Annotated in this window: 14 protein-coding genes; 10 read left to right on the top strand and 4 right to left on the bottom strand. The window is 37.4% G+C overall.

Annotated features, from left to right (window positions below; translation table 11 throughout):
* Window positions 1–17 precede the first annotated feature (17 nt).
* The 7 genes from V7K76_RS18500 (at window position 18) to cas5 (ending at window position 8,996) form a co-directional block, all read left to right on the top strand.
* Entirely contained in the window at window positions 18–2,255 is a 2,238-nt protein-coding gene (locus V7K76_RS18500; RefSeq protein ID WP_334779937.1) for a Mu transposase C-terminal domain-containing protein, read from the top strand.
* Window positions 2,242–3,930: an ATP-binding protein gene (locus tag V7K76_RS18495; RefSeq protein WP_334779938.1), complete on the top strand. Its 1,689-nt coding sequence runs from the start codon at window positions 2,242–2,244 to the stop codon at window positions 3,928–3,930. The genes V7K76_RS18500 and V7K76_RS18495 overlap by 14 nt, the downstream gene beginning before the upstream one ends.
* Window positions 3,923–4,870 carry a TnsD family Tn7-like transposition protein gene (locus tag V7K76_RS18490; protein WP_334779939.1) on the top strand — a complete coding sequence of 316 codons (948 nt, stop codon included), beginning with the start codon at window positions 3,923–3,925 and terminating at the stop codon, window positions 4,868–4,870. The genes V7K76_RS18495 and V7K76_RS18490 overlap by 8 nt, the downstream gene beginning before the upstream one ends.
* Before the next feature lie 172 nt (window positions 4,871–5,042).
* On the top strand, window positions 5,043–5,744 hold the full coding sequence (cas6, locus tag V7K76_RS18485; protein WP_334779940.1) for a type I-MYXAN CRISPR-associated protein Cas6/Cmx6: 702 nt from the start codon (window positions 5,043–5,045) through the stop codon (window positions 5,742–5,744).
* A 103-nt stretch (window positions 5,745–5,847) separates the two neighbouring features.
* The gene (gene cas8a1 / locus V7K76_RS18480) at window positions 5,848–7,338 is read left to right on the top strand and encodes a type I-MYXAN CRISPR-associated Cas8a1/Cmx1 (protein ID WP_334779941.1); all 1,491 of its coding nucleotides are present in this window, start codon (window positions 5,848–5,850) and stop codon (window positions 7,336–7,338) included.
* A gap of 55 nt (window positions 7,339–7,393) precedes the next feature.
* Window positions 7,394–8,368 carry a DevR family CRISPR-associated autoregulator gene (locus V7K76_RS18475; protein ID WP_334779942.1) on the top strand — a complete coding sequence of 325 codons (975 nt, stop codon included), beginning with the start codon at window positions 7,394–7,396 and terminating at the stop codon, window positions 8,366–8,368.
* A gap of 1 nt (window position 8,369) precedes the next feature.
* The gene (gene cas5, locus V7K76_RS18470; protein ID WP_334779943.1) at window positions 8,370–8,996 is read left to right on the top strand and encodes a type I-MYXAN CRISPR-associated protein Cas5/Cmx5/DevS; all 627 of its coding nucleotides are present in this window, start codon (window positions 8,370–8,372) and stop codon (window positions 8,994–8,996) included.
* 422 nt (window positions 8,997–9,418) lie between these two features.
* On the opposite strand, the gene V7K76_RS18465 is transcribed toward cas5, so the two are convergent.
* Window positions 9,419–9,565, bottom strand: coding sequence for a hypothetical protein (locus V7K76_RS18465; RefSeq protein WP_334779945.1), 147 nt, complete (start codon window positions 9,563–9,565; stop codon window positions 9,419–9,421).
* 5 nt (window positions 9,566–9,570) lie between these two features.
* Entirely contained in the window at window positions 9,571–9,801 is a 231-nt protein-coding gene (locus tag V7K76_RS18460) for a hypothetical protein (RefSeq protein ID WP_334779946.1), read from the bottom strand.
* Between the two features lie 279 nt (window positions 9,802–10,080).
* Here V7K76_RS18460 and V7K76_RS18455 point away from each other — a divergent pair, with 279 nt between their 5' ends.
* A complete protein-coding gene (locus V7K76_RS18455) occupies window positions 10,081–11,982 on the top strand; it encodes a TnsD family transposase (RefSeq protein ID WP_334779947.1) in 1,902 nt (633 codons plus the stop codon).
* A gap of 103 nt (window positions 11,983–12,085) precedes the next feature.
* Here V7K76_RS18455 and V7K76_RS18450 read toward each other — a convergent pair whose 3' ends face one another.
* Window positions 12,086–12,469 (bottom strand): hypothetical protein, encoded by a 384-nt coding sequence (locus V7K76_RS18450; RefSeq protein ID WP_334779948.1) that lies wholly within the window; start codon window positions 12,467–12,469, stop codon window positions 12,086–12,088.
* A gap of 49 nt (window positions 12,470–12,518) precedes the next feature.
* Complete coding sequence (locus tag V7K76_RS18445; protein ID WP_334779949.1) at window positions 12,519–12,812, bottom strand: helix-turn-helix domain-containing protein; 294 nt, start codon at window positions 12,810–12,812, stop codon at window positions 12,519–12,521.
* Between the two features lie 640 nt (window positions 12,813–13,452).
* On the opposite strand from V7K76_RS18445, the gene V7K76_RS18440 reads away from it, so the two are divergent.
* Entirely contained in the window at window positions 13,453–14,841 is a 1,389-nt protein-coding gene (locus V7K76_RS18440; RefSeq protein WP_334779950.1) for a GNAT family N-acetyltransferase, read from the top strand.
* Window positions 14,838–15,671, top strand: a complete 834-nt coding sequence (locus tag V7K76_RS18435; protein WP_334779951.1) for a hypothetical protein — start codon at window positions 14,838–14,840, stop codon at window positions 15,669–15,671. The genes V7K76_RS18440 and V7K76_RS18435 overlap by 4 nt, the downstream gene beginning before the upstream one ends.
* The last annotated feature ends 39 nt before the right edge of the window (window positions 15,672–15,710 follow it).

Below are 15,710 nucleotides of genomic sequence, written 5' to 3'. Positions count from 1 at the left end.
TTGGTGCATTATATTATATGAGTAATGATTTATTTGTCAATGATCTGATTGAATGGATTGATGAATCAGGTAATAGCTTCATAGAACGAGTTCTCTGGATTGATGAAGGCTATATTATAGCCTTTGTTTTTAATATAAATACTAAAACAGGATTTCCAGAGCCTAAAAAAGTTTCGGAGATTATAGAAGCTCTTTCTGATGGTAGTGCATTGAAACTTAAATCAGACCCGTGGGCAAGAATAGTGACAGAAGAAGATTTGTCTGAGAAAGAAAAAGAACTTAGAGATAGAGCTTGGCAAATAATTTCATTTATTGTTATTCAAGAACCCTCGATATATTATCGGGATTATAGAGGTACTTTAGTTCAGCAGACTATTGAAAAATATAATGCAGGCAGAAGTAAAGGTAAATTAGTAGAAATAAGTGTTTATAAATATTTAAGAAGATTTTGGCAAAGAGGTAAAAATAAAAATGCTCTTTTGCCTGATTATGTAAATTCTGGCGGTAAAGGAAAGCCTAAAGCATCTGGAGAAAAGAAGAGAGGAAGACCAAGAAAATATGCACACGATCAAGAAATTGGTGTTGGAATAAATGTCACCGAGGAAGATAAAAAAATATTTAGATTTGCAATTACGAAGTTTTACAATAACTCCAAAGAAAATTTTTTAACAACTGCCTATGATTTAATGATAAAAAAATATTACTCCGAAGATTTTTATTACGATGAAAATGAAGTCAAAAAAAGTATTTTGATTCCTCCAGATAAACGGCCTACATTTACTCAATTTAAATACTGGTACGAAGTAGAACAATCGGATATTAGAAAAACCATCATATCTCGTAAGGGTTCGACAAAATACGCTTTAGAACATCGAGCCATTACGGGAACTTCCCAAATGGAAACTATTGGCCCTGGATCTAGATATCAGATTGATGCCACAATTGCCGATGTATATTTAATATCAATGTACAATCGCAACTGGATTATTGGTAGACCTGTTATCTATGTGATTATTGATGTTTTTAGCCGTATGATAACGGGAGTTTATGTTGGATTAGAAGGGCCATCTTGGGCAGGGGCAATGATGGCTTTAGCCAATTCAGCCACAGATAAAGTAAAGTTTTGCCAAGAATATGGTATAGATATTTCTGAAGATGAGTGGCCATGCAGACATATTCCTGATGCTATTTTGGGCGATCGAGGTGAATTAGCAGGGATGAAGGTAGAAACATTAATCCCTAATTTAAACGTTCGCATTGAAAATGCTGCTCCTTATCGAGCAGATTGGAAAGGATTAGTTGAAAGACAATTTCGGACTATTCATGGGTATGTAAAACCATTTGTTCCCGGTTATATAGATACTGACTTTAGACAGAGAGGAGGTCATGATTATCGCCTCGATGGTAGGCTTAACATAGATGAATTTACTAAAATAGTTATCTTTTTGATTCTCCAGCACAACAATCATGATTATTTAACTAAATATGCTAGAGATGAAATGATGATCACTGATGATGTTAATCCTATACCTAGAGAGTTATGGCAATGGGGAATTGCCAATCGTTCCGGTAAGCTGAGAACTTGTGAAGAAGATATTGTCAAGCTGAATTTAATGCCAACTGGAAAAGCAACAATTACCGCTCGTGGTATTAAATTTAAGGGAATGTATTACACCTGCGAGAAAGCAAGGAAAGAATTCTGGTTTGAAAAATCTAGAAGTAGTTTACTTTCCAAATCCGAAAAATCATTGGATATATCATATGATATCCGACAATCAAAGTTTATTTATTTGCGCTCTCCAAATGGTAGAGATTTTGAAAAGTGTTTTCTTTTAGAGTCTGAACAAAGATATTTAGATAAAAATTTATATGATATTGAATATTTATTTGCATATGAAGAATTGAAAAGGCAAAAAAACCAAGGTAAACGACTACAAGAAAAAGTCGATTTGATAGCAAATATAGAAAGTATAGTTAGTAAGGCTAAAGAAGATACTGAAGCAGTTTTAGACGATAATACAAGTAATAGACAAAAGGTTGCAGGAATACGAGAGAATAGAGCCTTTGAAAAAGACAAACGACGTAAAAATGAAGGTTTTGAACTAGCAAAAGAAGAAATTACTAATAGTACCGAGGCTACGAATAATAAAGTGAACACTCAATCTGAAGATTCAGAGTCATCCAAATTATTGAAGCCTGACCACATGGATTTACTCAGACGAAAAAGACAGGAGCGAAAACGTGGAGAAGATTGAGGGCGAACTTGTTATAATTCCTAATGGAAAATCAGCGATTGTTGCCAGATATATAGACCAAAAACTTCCAGAATACAACGCCAATCCATTGATTCAGGCACTACCTCCTATCCTTTCATCGGAAGAATTTATAGATAAAGTAACGAGAACACCAGACTTTGATGAGCAAGAGAGGCAGCTAGAAGCGCATTATAGATTTCATTGCATTGAGAGGCTATCTCGATATTTTGATCCTCAAAATAAAACTGTTGAATTACAGAAGGTCATTTGTGTACTAATTATGACGGGCTATTTAGCTCGGAATATTCTGAAACCTGAATATGCGAGTCGCTCTAGGCAAATTTATAATGCAATAAAAGATGGAGGAGGTAAAAACTTAGAAAACTATGTTAATCTTCCTACATCTGCTTCCGGTTTAACCCTAATTGGCCCATCAGGGATGGGTAAGTCTACGAATTTTCAAAATATTCTTAATCTTTACCCTCAAATAATTCTTCATCCTGAGTATAGTGTTTACCAAATAGTTTGGTTGATGGTTGACTGCCCTCATGCTGGTTCTTTGAAGGGTCTGTGTACTGATATTTTTCTTGGTGTTGACAAACTATTAGGTACTAATTATTTTAAAAAATTTGGTTCATCGCGCAACTCAGAAGATTACATGCTTGCTCAAGTTGCCCAAATTGCCCATACCCATCATTTAGGCGCTCTAGTTATAGATGAGATGCAAAATCTTGTTACAGCAAGAAGAAGTAGCTCAGATATGTTGAACTTTTTAGTAAAAATGGACAATACTGTAGGAATTCCAGTAATCCGAGTGGGAACAAATGAGGCTTTTCCTATTCTTCAAGGAAATTTTAGAAATGCTAGGAGAGGAACAGGAGAAGGAAGTGTAATTTGGGATAGAATGGTAAAGGATGATGAATGGTATTTCTTCATGGAAGGAATGTGGGAATACCAGTGGACAAAAATCCATGTTCCTTTCTCTGATGAAATAAACGAAGTTTTTTATGATGAAAGTCAGGGAATTATTGATATTGCTGTCAAGCTTTACAAAATGGTTCAATGGAGAGCTATTTCAATAGGTGGGAAAGAAATTATTACTATTGATATAATTCGTCAAGCAGCTAAAGACGGACTATATTTAGTCAAGCCAATGCTTGATGCTATTAGGTCAGGCGATAAAGAGTGGATGATTAAGTATAAAGATATTGCTCCTCTCGATACTACAGAATATCAAAATAAATGTTTATCTGAGCTTGAATCTAAAGATTTGCAAGAGATTCGGAGATTAGCTAGAAAGCAACAGACTTATCAGAAAGTATCACCGAAGCTAAATTATGTAATTCTTGAGCTTTTGAAGTTGGAAGTAGAACCTGCTAAAGCAAAGGAATATGCTGAACAAGTAATAGTTTCTAGTGATGAAGATGCAGACATTACATTGTTAACAAAAAAAGCATATACTCTTGCTTTGCAAGGAGGACAAGTAAATGAGAGTCTTGTTAAGGCAAATACAAGCAAGACTAAATTAAAGCCAAAGTACCAAGAAAATGACATTCGACGAATTGTTGAAAATGCCAAGAAGGAGAAAAAATCTCCATACGATGATTTGAAATTAGTTGGTATAATCAAAAATCCAGTCGAAGATTTTATAAATATTTACCTTTTTGATGCTTAGTTTTTTCCCAACTCTGTATCCTGATGAGCTTTTGTATAGTACTTTAGCTCGATACCATATTAGGAGTGGTAATAAAAGTTTCAAACAAACTGACTTAGAGCTATTCGGTTATAGTTCTCAACAAGTATGCAAAGTTACTTTAACTAATAACCTAAATTACTTAGTTAAAAACTTCCCTTTACGTTCTCAGCAGACAGTTGATAATTTACTGCAAAATCATACTTTATATCCTTTTTACGCAACTTTCTTAATGCCACAGGAAGCTTGGTTGTTAAAAGACTCAATGAGTAAAAAACTTAGTGGGTCTATTTTAGAGGTTGCTAAGGTGGCTACTGGTTCTAGTGGTGAGTCAAAAAATTTTTTAAAATTTTGCCCTAAATGTTTAGAAGAAGATACTCAGCAATATGGTGAGTCTTACTGGCACAGAACACATCAAGTACCAGGAATTTTAGTTTGTCCAATTCATGGTGTAGTTCTTTGTGATAGTTGTGTAGCAGTTGAGTCGAAAGGCATACATTATTATGCTGCGAGCCTAGATAATTGTTTAGTAATCACAGATGTCAAAAGTTTTACAAATCAGGCTTTAAAAACGCTCTTAACACTGACAAATGACATTAATTTGCTAATTCATAGTAATTTTGCCTTTAAAGGTTTGGTTTGGCTTCGCACTCAGTACCAGCGTTACTTAGTTAATAAAGGACTGTTGCAAATCTTTCCTGGTGGAAAGTTTAAGTTTGATGAGTATGCTTTTTCAAAGCTTATATTTGATTTTTATGGTCAAGAATCCTTAGAAGCCCTTAATCCAAAGTTAACCCAACATCAAGGTAAGTATTTTTCTCATTGCTTGCTTGGATGTGACTTAAATCCAGCAGTTGACCGCATTACTCATATCTTAATGGTAAAATTTTTAGCAAATTCTATAGAAGCATTTTTTCAGTAATAAGATTTCCATCAAAAGATTGTTACAAACATTAATATAAAGCAACAATAACTTACTAAAAAGTATTATATTTGCTTGGTGTTTTAAAGTACTCTCACATTAATCACTAAGGTAGTCTAAATAATAATTAGTTGTCTCTATCGTATATCTGCTTAAAGATAGGGTGGTAAAGATGGTTGTTGATTGCAGCTTACCTACACAGATTCTCTCAGAGTCACCTTTAAATCTAACAAAGCCAACGGAGGTTTTAACACCTCAGTTACCATACATAGATTTAATTTTTAACCTGATTGGTGAGACAGTACCTCTCGATCACGGGTATGAGTTATTTTCTGCGATCGCCCACTTTGAATCTGAACTTCATAAGTTAAATACAGTTGGAATTCATACTATTGCAGGTATTCCGAAGGAAGGTGTAATTCAGCTAACTAAAAATTCTAGGCTTCGGATTCGGCTACCAGTAGATCAAGTGCGTTTGGTTTATCCGTTAGCAGGTAAGTCCCTGAAAATTGGCAAGCATACAATTCGCTTGGGGATTCCTGAAATTTATTTGCTTGAGCCTGCTGAGAGACTGCGATCGCGTATAGTGATTATCCAGGGTTATCAAGAAGCGGAGTCGTTTTTAGCGGCAGCACAGCGTCAGTTAGAACAACTGGGTATCCAGGGGAAAGCCTTTATTACCAAAAATACTGATGGTAGCCCAAAACGTAGAAGTATCAAAATCAAGCGCTTTACGGTTGTGGGTTTTGGGTTAGAAATCATTAATCTCAGCAATGAAGATTCGCTAACATTGCTGAGATATGGCATTGGGGGAAAGCGTAAGATGGGCTGTGGCGTTTTTGTGCCAGTGAAGAAAAAGGGAAACGCAAGTTAAAGCTGGTTTTGACTACTACCCAATATAAGTTTGAGAGTATTTCCCAGAAATAAATAAGATGTCCGTAGTAGCTAGTGTTGTCAACCCCAAAATTCAGTTAAATTTGGGCGATCCAAGCATAACTTGGATACATCGTGTTGGCATAGCAGGACTCTGGATGACGCTTAAGCAACTAGAAAAACTATACCCAATACCTGCGGAACGACCTGGTAATTTAACTTGGTTGCTGACTCCTCGTAGTATTAGCCTTGAATGGCAAGGGCAGGATTTCGTAGTTTTAGACTGGCTGTTAAAGCAATCTTTTCAGATTAATGAAGAAGGTCTAATTTCGTTGACAGGCTTAAATACGCATTCAATAAATATTGAAACTCAAATTAATATTCACTTGGGAATAACAGGAACGTTTCTCCAACATAACCAGGTTTTTAAATTTGAAGGCTGTAAATCCTGGTCATTAATAGTTGATGGTATAGAAATTGATGTCGAGTATAAGAAAGCAGTTTCCTATGCTCATCAACATTTTGCTAAAAAACTCTGCAATAAACAAGGTCAATTATTACAGCAGTCAATTGGGGTAGTAGGTTGGCTGTATCCAGGATCTGTAGTTCGTCATGTTGCTTTTACAGAAAAAACTAAGTTTGAAGAGAAACCACAACTGGCTTTTGCTCTTTTATATGCTCCTATTGCTTGCCACTACTTTGTTTTGCGATCGCATACTAAACTGGAAGATACACAATATGCCCTAGTTATACCTGAAGTTGTTGACTTAGAAATTTATGCCCAGGAATACTGGAAATTGGGAAACTTAGATTACAAGGATTTCCATGTATCTAGCTTAGGAGATGCTGCATTAAGATTCCTTACTTGTGAAACAATTATAGAACTGGCTACACCCGATCAAGTAAAACGATGCCAGGTCATGTTATTTGGAACGGTAATTTGGTCAAAGCAGCAAAGAACTCGCATAGAAATAGCAGTGGTAGAAGCGACTGAAATAATAGATTTTATCTATAAGCTTAGTCGTCTTTGTTTTCCAGAGTGCAAAATTATTAAATATAAAAATAAAAATCTTATCATTAGCGATGTGTTTACGGGAACAATTGCCGATAACTTAGTAAAGGGCTTTCCTTGGTGGGCTAATTTATATACAATCTTTCAAAAGAAAAGTTTATTGAAACTCATTAATAATGATGGAGTTTATAAGATGATTCAAAACTCTGAATGGAATCTAGAAAGCCAAAAACTATTTATTAAAGCTTGTCATGAGGCATTGAAGAAAATATACGCTAAAATTTATGGGCGAACAAATGAAGGTGAATATGTTCAAATTGAACGAGAAAACATACGTATTCTATCGCAACTAGGACGTTGTACAAATGCTGAAAACTTCCGGAAATTCATTGCGGAGTTTTGGGGAAGAGCAGGACATCTTTCGATTCTAGAAAAACACTGGGAAGAATTACTGCCATTAACTTCTGGCATAATGAATTGGAAAGTTGCCAGGGATTTAACTTTTATTGCTATTGCTAGTTATCCAAAAAGCAATATAGTTGAGGAAAAAATATTGAAAATGCCTGATTCTAATAGTGAATAATTACACATTTTTTGTTTAATAAAACACAAAATATGAATTCAATAGGCAATTTTAAATGTTTCATTTATTCGGTAATATTTTGACTAGCTATGGAACCGCAGCTAATAATCGTGGGGAAAATGAAGGTAATATAACTCCCTTACAAAAATTAATTTGGAAAGGTGAAGTTCATACTACCATTTCATCTGAGGCGATTCGTTGGGCATTAAGGTACTACTGGCAAAATGTTGGCTATCCGGTGAACCGACGTTGGGATGAGAATGCTCAACCAGTAGCGGATCATGTTTGGCAAGACCCCAACTTTGATGACATTCGCTTCATTGATGATGATGTTTTGGGATTTATGCAGGCAGAAGCAGCAAAATTGGAAGCGTCAGATGAGTCTGAAGGCGAGTCCGAAGGAGCATCTCAAGATGAGAACAAAAAAAGCTCTAAAAGTAAGGATAAGCAAACTTCTCCACGTAAAGGCAAGCAAAAGCCTAAAGGGAAAATAACTGCTAGGAGGGGTGTATTAGAAGTTACTCGTGCAGTATCAATGATACCCTTTACGGGAAACATTACCTTTAATGCTGTCAGTGGAGCCAAAGGACGAAATTCTCTTTATGGTACAGAGATTCATGCTACTCGTTATCAATATGGTTTTGCATTGACACCTGATAGCCTCAAAGATAAATCTCGCATCCATGCTGTTCTAGATGGTTTGATTTCGATTGGTGAAGTGGCGGGAAATCATGCTCGTTTTTTGTATGATTTTTCCCCTGAAAGCATTGTACTGCGGTGGACACATGATTTTTCACCTCGTTTTTTATATTGCTTTGAGCAAGACGAACTGGGAAATTTGTCAGTATCCAACTTAGTGCGACAGGTAGAGGTAGGAGATATTGATCCCAAAGAATTATGGATTGGAGGCTTAATTTCTCAGGGTTTAGAAGATTTGGGAGCAAATGTGTTTCCTGGAGTGAAGTCGGCAGTCAAAGCATTAAAACAGGTCATTGCCGAAGATTTGCAGTTGTCATCGGGGAGCGATTAAGATGACGGCAATTGCTTTGAAAGTTGAAGTACCTATTGCTTGCTTTCGTCAATCCCGTGCTAGAGAATACGCTGAAACGTATCCAGTGCCACCACCTTCTACGGTGTATGGGATGTTACTTTCTCTGATTGGTGAGACAGATCGTTATAAGCATTGTGGAACTCAATTAGCGATCGCGCTCTTGTCTAAACCAGAAAAATCTATTGTAATTCGGACTTTTCGCAGGTTTAAAATGAAAGATATCCACCACCCTAAGAATGCTAAACCTGATTACCAAGAGTTGCTCACGAACGTTGAGTTTGTAGTTTGGGTGAAAACAGACAAAGCAAAGTCTACTTTACCAGAACGTTTGCAGCAGGCATTTGTGAACCCGGCTTCTGTCAATCGATTTGGTGGGCTGTGTTTAGGTGAAAGTCGGGATCTAATCAATACTGTTACCCTTTTACCTGAAAAGTATCATGGTGAGTTGCTGTGGTGGTTAGTTACAGATGAAGATGGTTCGCTAACCCTACCCTACTGGGTTGACCATGTTGCGTCTAAGAGAACGCGCTGGCAGTGTTATGAGCTTCAAGAGTCCCAAGCATGGCAACCACCGGATTTATCATGGACTACAATTCAAACTAGTTAAAAAAGGAGAATATTTAGATTTTCACAAGGATATCTGCTTGTTGAGCCGACATAAAGAGATAAAAAGTCGGTATTCTTTACTGAATCAGCAATTCAGCCTTTTCATTATGATTAAGGGTGCTTGCAATTCCTCAGAAAGTTCCAACAATAAGCCTTCTGCGCGTTGCTAAATTAGCCTAGCCTATTAAATTTTGCAAATTTAGTACCTCCTAATGACAGGTGCTTGTAAAATTATCTAGAAGACCTGATGGATTAATATGTTTAGCCATCGCCGTTCTTTAACATTAGATGTCGTCAGACGTTGAGCAGCAGTATGCGACTTTTATAGAAAAAGTAGTGGCTCGTTCTTTAACATTAGATGTCGTCAGACGTTAAGTAAGATTCTGCTGCTCGTTGCTATAGCTTATAGTTCAAAAAACTCCCTCAACCCTCCTCATGCAAAATTTTTGCACGGATTAGTTCCCATTGCTGAATCTGCTTCTGTAGTTGCAATTTGCGATCGCCCTCAACTGCACCAAGACTACTAAACAAACCCTGACCATTCAACTGATCGCTGTAAATAGCAATCAATTCGGTCAGTGCTTTTTTATGGCTTCCATTTCCTCCTCAGTGAAAGAATTTATATCTAGGCAAATCAGTCGTCTGCCAATTCTCTCCACAAGCTCCGACCTGCTTATATCAAAATTGGAGGCGATCGCATCTAATCCTTCAATACCAGTGGGAGTAAGGGCTAGGTTGACCCTTTTCTTCACCTCGTCGTACATCTCTGGTACGTCTTTTTGTCCTTTCTGCCCTTTCTTTCCCATTAGTACCCAGCTATTACACACCTCCTAAATCATAGTCAACAGCAAGGACTACGAGTAGATTCTATAAATTGCTCAAAGATATTTAGTTATTGTGTAATACCTGAATTATTGATAATATAGGCATTGTGTAATACCTAAAATTTTGATGATAGAGGACAAAAATTCTCATAATTTTGTTTGCTGTGGAGAGAAAGGTGTGGAAGGCGATCGCCACAAACTTGAAACACCCTGAAATTTACAAAAATAATTCTTTTCAGGTTTCAACATGAGAAAGAATCTATGCTTGGCTTTTTTCCAGCCCCTTATCCAGATGAAATTTTATACAGTGTCTTAGCTCGTTACCACATTAGGAGTGGTAACACAAGTCCAAAAATAACTCTAAGGGAGCTATTTAATTCTCAAGATGTAATAGCTACTGTTGACTTACCTTCTAACCTTAATTCATTGACTCAAAATCTACAATTTATCTCGAATTATCAAGTAGAAGATTTGATATATAAATATACCCTCTATCCTTTCTACAGTGTTTTTCTACCACCGAAAAGAGCCAGTCAGGTGATGGAGTCTATGAAAGCAGATTTCGGAGGAGATATTCATACCAGAACCGGAATTATGGCAAGTTCGTTGAAAATGCAGAGGTATCTGCGATTTTGCCCAAAATGTTTGGAAGAAGATTTACAAAACTACGGAGAGTCCTACTGGCATAGACTACACCAAACACCAGGGGTTTTGGTTTGCCCAGTTCATGGTGTGACTTTGAAAGATAGCACAATTCCCATGCAAGGTTTTAACAGGCATGAATACTATGCTGTCAGCCTAGAAAACTGTCCTGTTGTACCGATACAACAGACTTACAGTCAAGAGACTTTAAAGAAGTTGCTACTGCTGGCTCAAGATATTTTATGGTTGATAAATAGTAATCTTTTCTCTAAAGAACTAGAGTGGTTTCAAAGAAAATATATAGCTTTATTGATTGAAAAAGATTTTGCAACGGCAACCGGGCGAGTAAACCAGAAGAGACTACTAGATAATTTCTTGTTCTTTTATGGTACTGAAGTGCTTGAGGCTGTTAACTCAATGGTGAATTACGAAAATGAGAAAAACTGGCTATTCAGCATTGTCAGGAAGCATAGAAAGTCATTTCATCCCATCAGACATCTACTTGTAATTAGATTTCTGACGAATTCTATCGAGGAATTTTTCAACACGGATTACGAGTATAAACCTTTTGGTGAAGGGTCTTGGCTGTGTCTAAATGCTGCCGTAGACCATTATCTCAAGCCAGTAATAACTAATCTTGTTGTCACTCACTGTTTGGATAATAAAAAGCCGTTAGGTACTTTTTCTTGTTCCTGTGGGATGGTTTATTGCAGAACTGGCCCTGATAAAACTGATGAAGATAAGCAGCGAATTGGCAAAGTCTTGACATACGGTCAATTCTGGGAGCAAAAACTAAAAGAACTGGTAGAAATCCAAAAATTAGGTCTACGAGAGACAGCAAGACAACTCAAGGTCGATTCCAGAACAGTAAAACGCTATACTGCCATACTTAAGCTAAAAACTTTTTGGAAATCTTCAGAGAAAAATCAGCTAGTAGACTCACAGGAAGTTTTAGACTCTAATCTAAATTTAGCCAATGATCACAAAATCAAATACAGGGAAGTTTGGAAAGCTTTACAACAGCAGTACCCAGAAGCGTCAAAAACTACTTTGAGGGGATTAGCTAAGGGAACCTATATTTGGCTATACAGAAACGACAAAGAGTGGCTCAACAAAAATTCGCCTTCTTTAAAAGTGCCTGTCCCTTGCTCCGGTAAAGTTGACTGGGCAGAAAGAGACAAGCAAGTTCTTGAAAAGGTAAAAAATGCTGTGCTAACATTTCTGAGTGCAGAAAAACCCGCGAGAATCACTATTTGTAGGATAGGGAAAAGTATTGGCTTACTGGCACTACTCGAAAAACATTTGGCAGAAATGCCACTGACTAAGGTTTATTTAGAATCGGTCACAGAAACTGTAGAGGATTTTCAGATTCGGCGTATTAAGTGGGCAATTAAGCGGCTTGATGATTGCGGAGAAGAAATTCAGCCTTGGAAGGTGATTAGACTGGCTGCGCTACGAGAAAATTGCTCTGAGAGAGTACAAGCGGCTCTAGAAAATGAGCTTTACAAGCAACCGAATTAAGTTAATAACACTTTCTAGATCATAGTTCTATTGATCAAAAGCTTCAAACAAGAAAGAGACGTGGATTTAACACGTCTCTAAGTGATGAGATAAATATTGAGTTCTAAGCTACATCCGCGACCAGTAAGCCGTTGACAGCGATAATCAAAAGCAGCGCTGAATCAGAAGTGTCACAGCAATGTCTTTTATCGCTATTACAGGGTTGCGCTATCCATTTGCCTTCAATATTATGGTAAAAAGTTCCCAGAAGTTGAGAACCGTTCCAAACTCGATACAGTTCTCCCAAATCATCTGGCACTGAGTCAATTTCAATTTCTGGTGATACTGCGTCAGCTAAATGGTCAACATATTCCTCAAACTCTGCTTGAGCGGAGGCTTGGTTGTCAAACTCATCTTGTACAATCATCTGAGTAACCTCATTGATGGGGTTTAACAAAAGGCGATCGCATTTCTCTTCCCGGAGGGGCGATCGCCTTTTTGCTTTCATCAATATATTAGTTACTTTAGTAGCTAAAAAGCAAGAAATATCTAAAACTTTAATTAGTCACTTCAAGAGTGCTAAGGAAGTCGCTTAGAGAAATATCCAATGCTGCACAAATAGCCTCTAATACTTTAATAGAAACACTTTCAGACTCACCGTACTCTAGTTTTTTGATGTTCTGATGGGAGCATTCCCCTCCTGTGGCTGCAATTTCATCAGCTAGTTTCTGCCGCGATTTTTTACCGCGCAATCGCTTTAAAAGCTCACCCCTCTCGTTATTCCAAGCAACGAATACAACATCTGCAACATAAATATACATTTTCGTTTCTTTTTTACCCTTATCACTCATATAATAGCTACAGCAGTAAACAAGCATCAGAATTTTGGGCTACTACAGTTTACAAACAATGAGGAGATTAAGATGAAAGCGATCGCATCAGGATAGATTTAATTTCTGGAGTCCCTTACTGTTCTCCTTGGCAATAATTTCGATATTAGAAAGCCTTCTTGGAATAACTCGCGTACATCAGCGAGATTTTAAGAGTTCTAGTCCGATTATTAGGCTTAAGGATAACTCAACTGTGAGAACCAGGGAAAATCCAGTTAGAGTTGATCATGTTTTTCCAGATGCTTTCAATACGAAACACTTGCAAGTAGCCTTTCTGATACGACAATTGGCTCGTAGTTTAGGTGAGATATGATTTGAACAAAAGTCCTGGGTACTTGGTTGAAATTACTCAAAGTATATTGTAATATTACAATCCATTCGATTTAAAAAAATCTAAGTATAAGTAGGGTGCGCTACGTAGGAGTCCGTAATGCACCAAAACTTTCGGACGGTGCGTAACGCAACGCTTTCACACCCTGCGTATATTTCAAAAATCAAACATGAGTCCTATAGTAAAGCAGGCTAATTTGGCAAAGTGGTTATGTAAAGATGTTAAGTTATAAAAGCTTTATTGATATATGGAGTTAAAAAAGGTTCTTGGATGGAGTACGTGCAGATTAAATCCTTAGAAACTACAGTGACATTTGCAACAGAAAAAGACTTACCTTTTGTCAAGGCTCTCGCAGATGCCCATCGCCATGAGATAGGTTTTGTTAATAGAGCTACTTTGGCTGAGGCAATAGCTCATAAGGAAATTTTATGTACGTCTCATGGCTTCTTGCATTTTCATCACAGGCGTGACAAGATATCCACTTTATACCATCTTTCTGTTTCCCCATCTCACCGTCGGCAAGGTGTAGGTCTTAAACTAATTAGAGCATGGGAAGAATATAGCAGAACATCCGGTATAAAAACTTTACGCCTCAAATGTCCATTAGATTTGGAAGCTAATGGTTTTTATTACCGAATGGGCTTTAGTCGAGTCAATATTGAACCAGGAGTAAAACGCAGTTTAGTTGTGTGGCACAAAAAATTAGTGCCTACAACACCATTAAGTTCTCAATTTGTTGCATCTTTTAGTGCGGGTGGTTCCCAATTGCAGCGCCTTTTTGAACTATGGAAATCAGGCGGTGATTTGGAACGTAATCCCTTTGCTTATGTTATTTATTCACCTATTGCTTGCCCACCATCTACTACCAAATTTTTGCAGCAACAAAAAGATGTAGAAAACATTAAAAGTGTCTGGTTAGATTGTGGTGCTTATCAAGTGCAGCAAGGTAAACGAACTTATGATGAACTTCTTGCCTTTTTAGATAAATTTTATAAAGAAAACCAATGGGCAGATGGGTATGTATTACCTGACATTGTACCTTTAAGCACAGATGATGATGAGATTGTAGAGTACAAAGTCCGTGACACACTCTACCATTGTGAGGCATTTTATAGCAAAATGCCTAGTTATGTACAAGAGCGTGCGATCGCTCCCGTACAGGGACGTACTATCAAGCAAATCAATCGTTGTATCGAAACCTATGCAAGGCTTGGCATTCGCAGAATTGGCTTTGGTTCTTGGGGAACATCAGGCCCTAACGGAAGTGTCAATATGATATCTTTTGAGAGCTTGGCATTATTTAAAAAAGTCTGTGATATTGCTAGAGAACATGGAATGCTCGTTCACTGTTTTGGGATTGGCGGGCCAAACAGCTATAATCGTCTCCGCAGACATAACTTAATTCCCGATACTCTCGATAGCACAACTTGGTGGAAAGCTGGAGGCTTTGGCAGTATCTTTTTCCCTAATAAATCTCAAATTCAAATTACAGTGAGACGTAGTTTTGAAACCACGAAAGCGGGTGTAGAAAAGCTCAAAAGAGATACTCACCACTCCTGTTATTTTTGTGAAAGTATTGAGCAATTAAGAACTAGCCGAAATCATCGAATTATGCACAACCTAGTCGCTTGGTTGGATACATTGGAGCGTGATTTATGAACAAAAGATTGACTCTCCACCTACAGCAAAACACCACTTTGTCAAGAGTGGCGGTTATTCTGGAAAATTTTTCTATTCAACAAACAGATATTGACCAGTTCGCGGCTCTCTGTCAACTTGGAGCTACTGTTTTACAAAAAAATGTTTTTCCCTTTCTGCGTAACCTTTCTATTCTCGACAAAAAGAATCCATCTGGTTTAACTCCACTAGGGAAAGTAGCGGCTGATATTCAACAATCAAACCCAGCTTTACTAGGCGATTTTTTACACTTGGTAATTTATCACCTACATCTTTTCGACCCTGATAAAAGGTTCTCCTGGGCTTATGCAACTGTCGTACAACAACTGTGGTTACGAAAAGAAGTTATTTTATCACCTGCTGAAAAAAAGTCCATAGTGGGAGAAGTGATTGAAAAAGCTGCTGTGAACTTTGAACTTCCTACCAGTGAAATAGCATTCAGTGATAGCAGCATCACTGGTGTCTTGAACTGGTTACATTCTCTATCACCCTGTGTAATTAAATCAGAAGGAAAATCCGAATACTTCAGTCGTCGCTACTTCTGCGCTGCTCCTATTTTTCTAATGGCGGTAGACGCGATTTACAAACAACGGCAACGAACCTATGGAACTAAGATTTTCTTGCGCGAAGACATTAAAGACGCTATTTGTCAAATGCTTTTGCTAGATCCGAGTGGGTTAGACGGCACTCTAGATAATGCAAAATGCACCTATGATTATGACCAAGGAGGGTTCTTTGACTGTGGGTATGAAGGGGGTTATGGACAGTGGATTATGTTAACTAAATCCCCAGACTGGAGTCAATTAATTTAAAATTTTATATTCTCTTCAAACCTATACATTAAACGACTA

Origin of the sequence: Nostoc sp., assembly GCF_036917975.1 — a bacterium.
GTDB lineage: Bacteria > Cyanobacteriota > Cyanobacteriia > Cyanobacteriales > Nostocaceae > Nostoc.
The sequence above is the reverse complement of the archived record's forward strand: the minus strand, read 5'-3'. Positions and strand labels throughout refer to the sequence as shown.

Bases quoted from the DNA above. Each gene is read 5' to 3' on its own strand.
- V7K76_RS18500 (WP_334779937.1), top strand. From the start codon at position 18: ATGAGTAATGATTTATTTGTCAATGATCTGATTGAATGGATTGATGAA.
- V7K76_RS18490 (WP_334779939.1), top strand. From the start codon at position 3,923: ATGCTTAGTTTTTTCCCAACTCTGTATCCTGATGAGCTTTTGTATAGT.
- cas6 (WP_334779940.1), top strand. From the start codon at position 5,043: ATGGTTGTTGATTGCAGCTTACCTACACAGATTCTCTCAGAGTCACCT.
- V7K76_RS18475 (WP_334779942.1), top strand. From the start codon at position 7,394: ATGTTTCATTTATTCGGTAATATTTTGACTAGCTATGGAACCGCAGCT.
- cas5 (WP_334779943.1), top strand. From the start codon at position 8,370: ATGACGGCAATTGCTTTGAAAGTTGAAGTACCTATTGCTTGCTTTCGT.
- V7K76_RS18460 (WP_334779946.1), bottom strand. From the start codon at position 9,801: ATGGGAAAGAAAGGGCAGAAAGGACAAAAAGACGTACCAGAGATGTAC.
- V7K76_RS18455 (WP_334779947.1), top strand. From the start codon at position 10,081: ATGCTTGGCTTTTTTCCAGCCCCTTATCCAGATGAAATTTTATACAGT.
- V7K76_RS18450 (WP_334779948.1), bottom strand. From the start codon at position 12,469: ATGAAAGCAAAAAGGCGATCGCCCCTCCGGGAAGAGAAATGCGATCGC.
- V7K76_RS18445 (WP_334779949.1), bottom strand. From the start codon at position 12,812: ATGAGTGATAAGGGTAAAAAAGAAACGAAAATGTATATTTATGTTGCA.
- V7K76_RS18440 (WP_334779950.1), top strand. From the start codon at position 13,453: ATGGAGTACGTGCAGATTAAATCCTTAGAAACTACAGTGACATTTGCA.
- V7K76_RS18435 (WP_334779951.1), top strand. From the start codon at position 14,838: ATGAACAAAAGATTGACTCTCCACCTACAGCAAAACACCACTTTGTCA.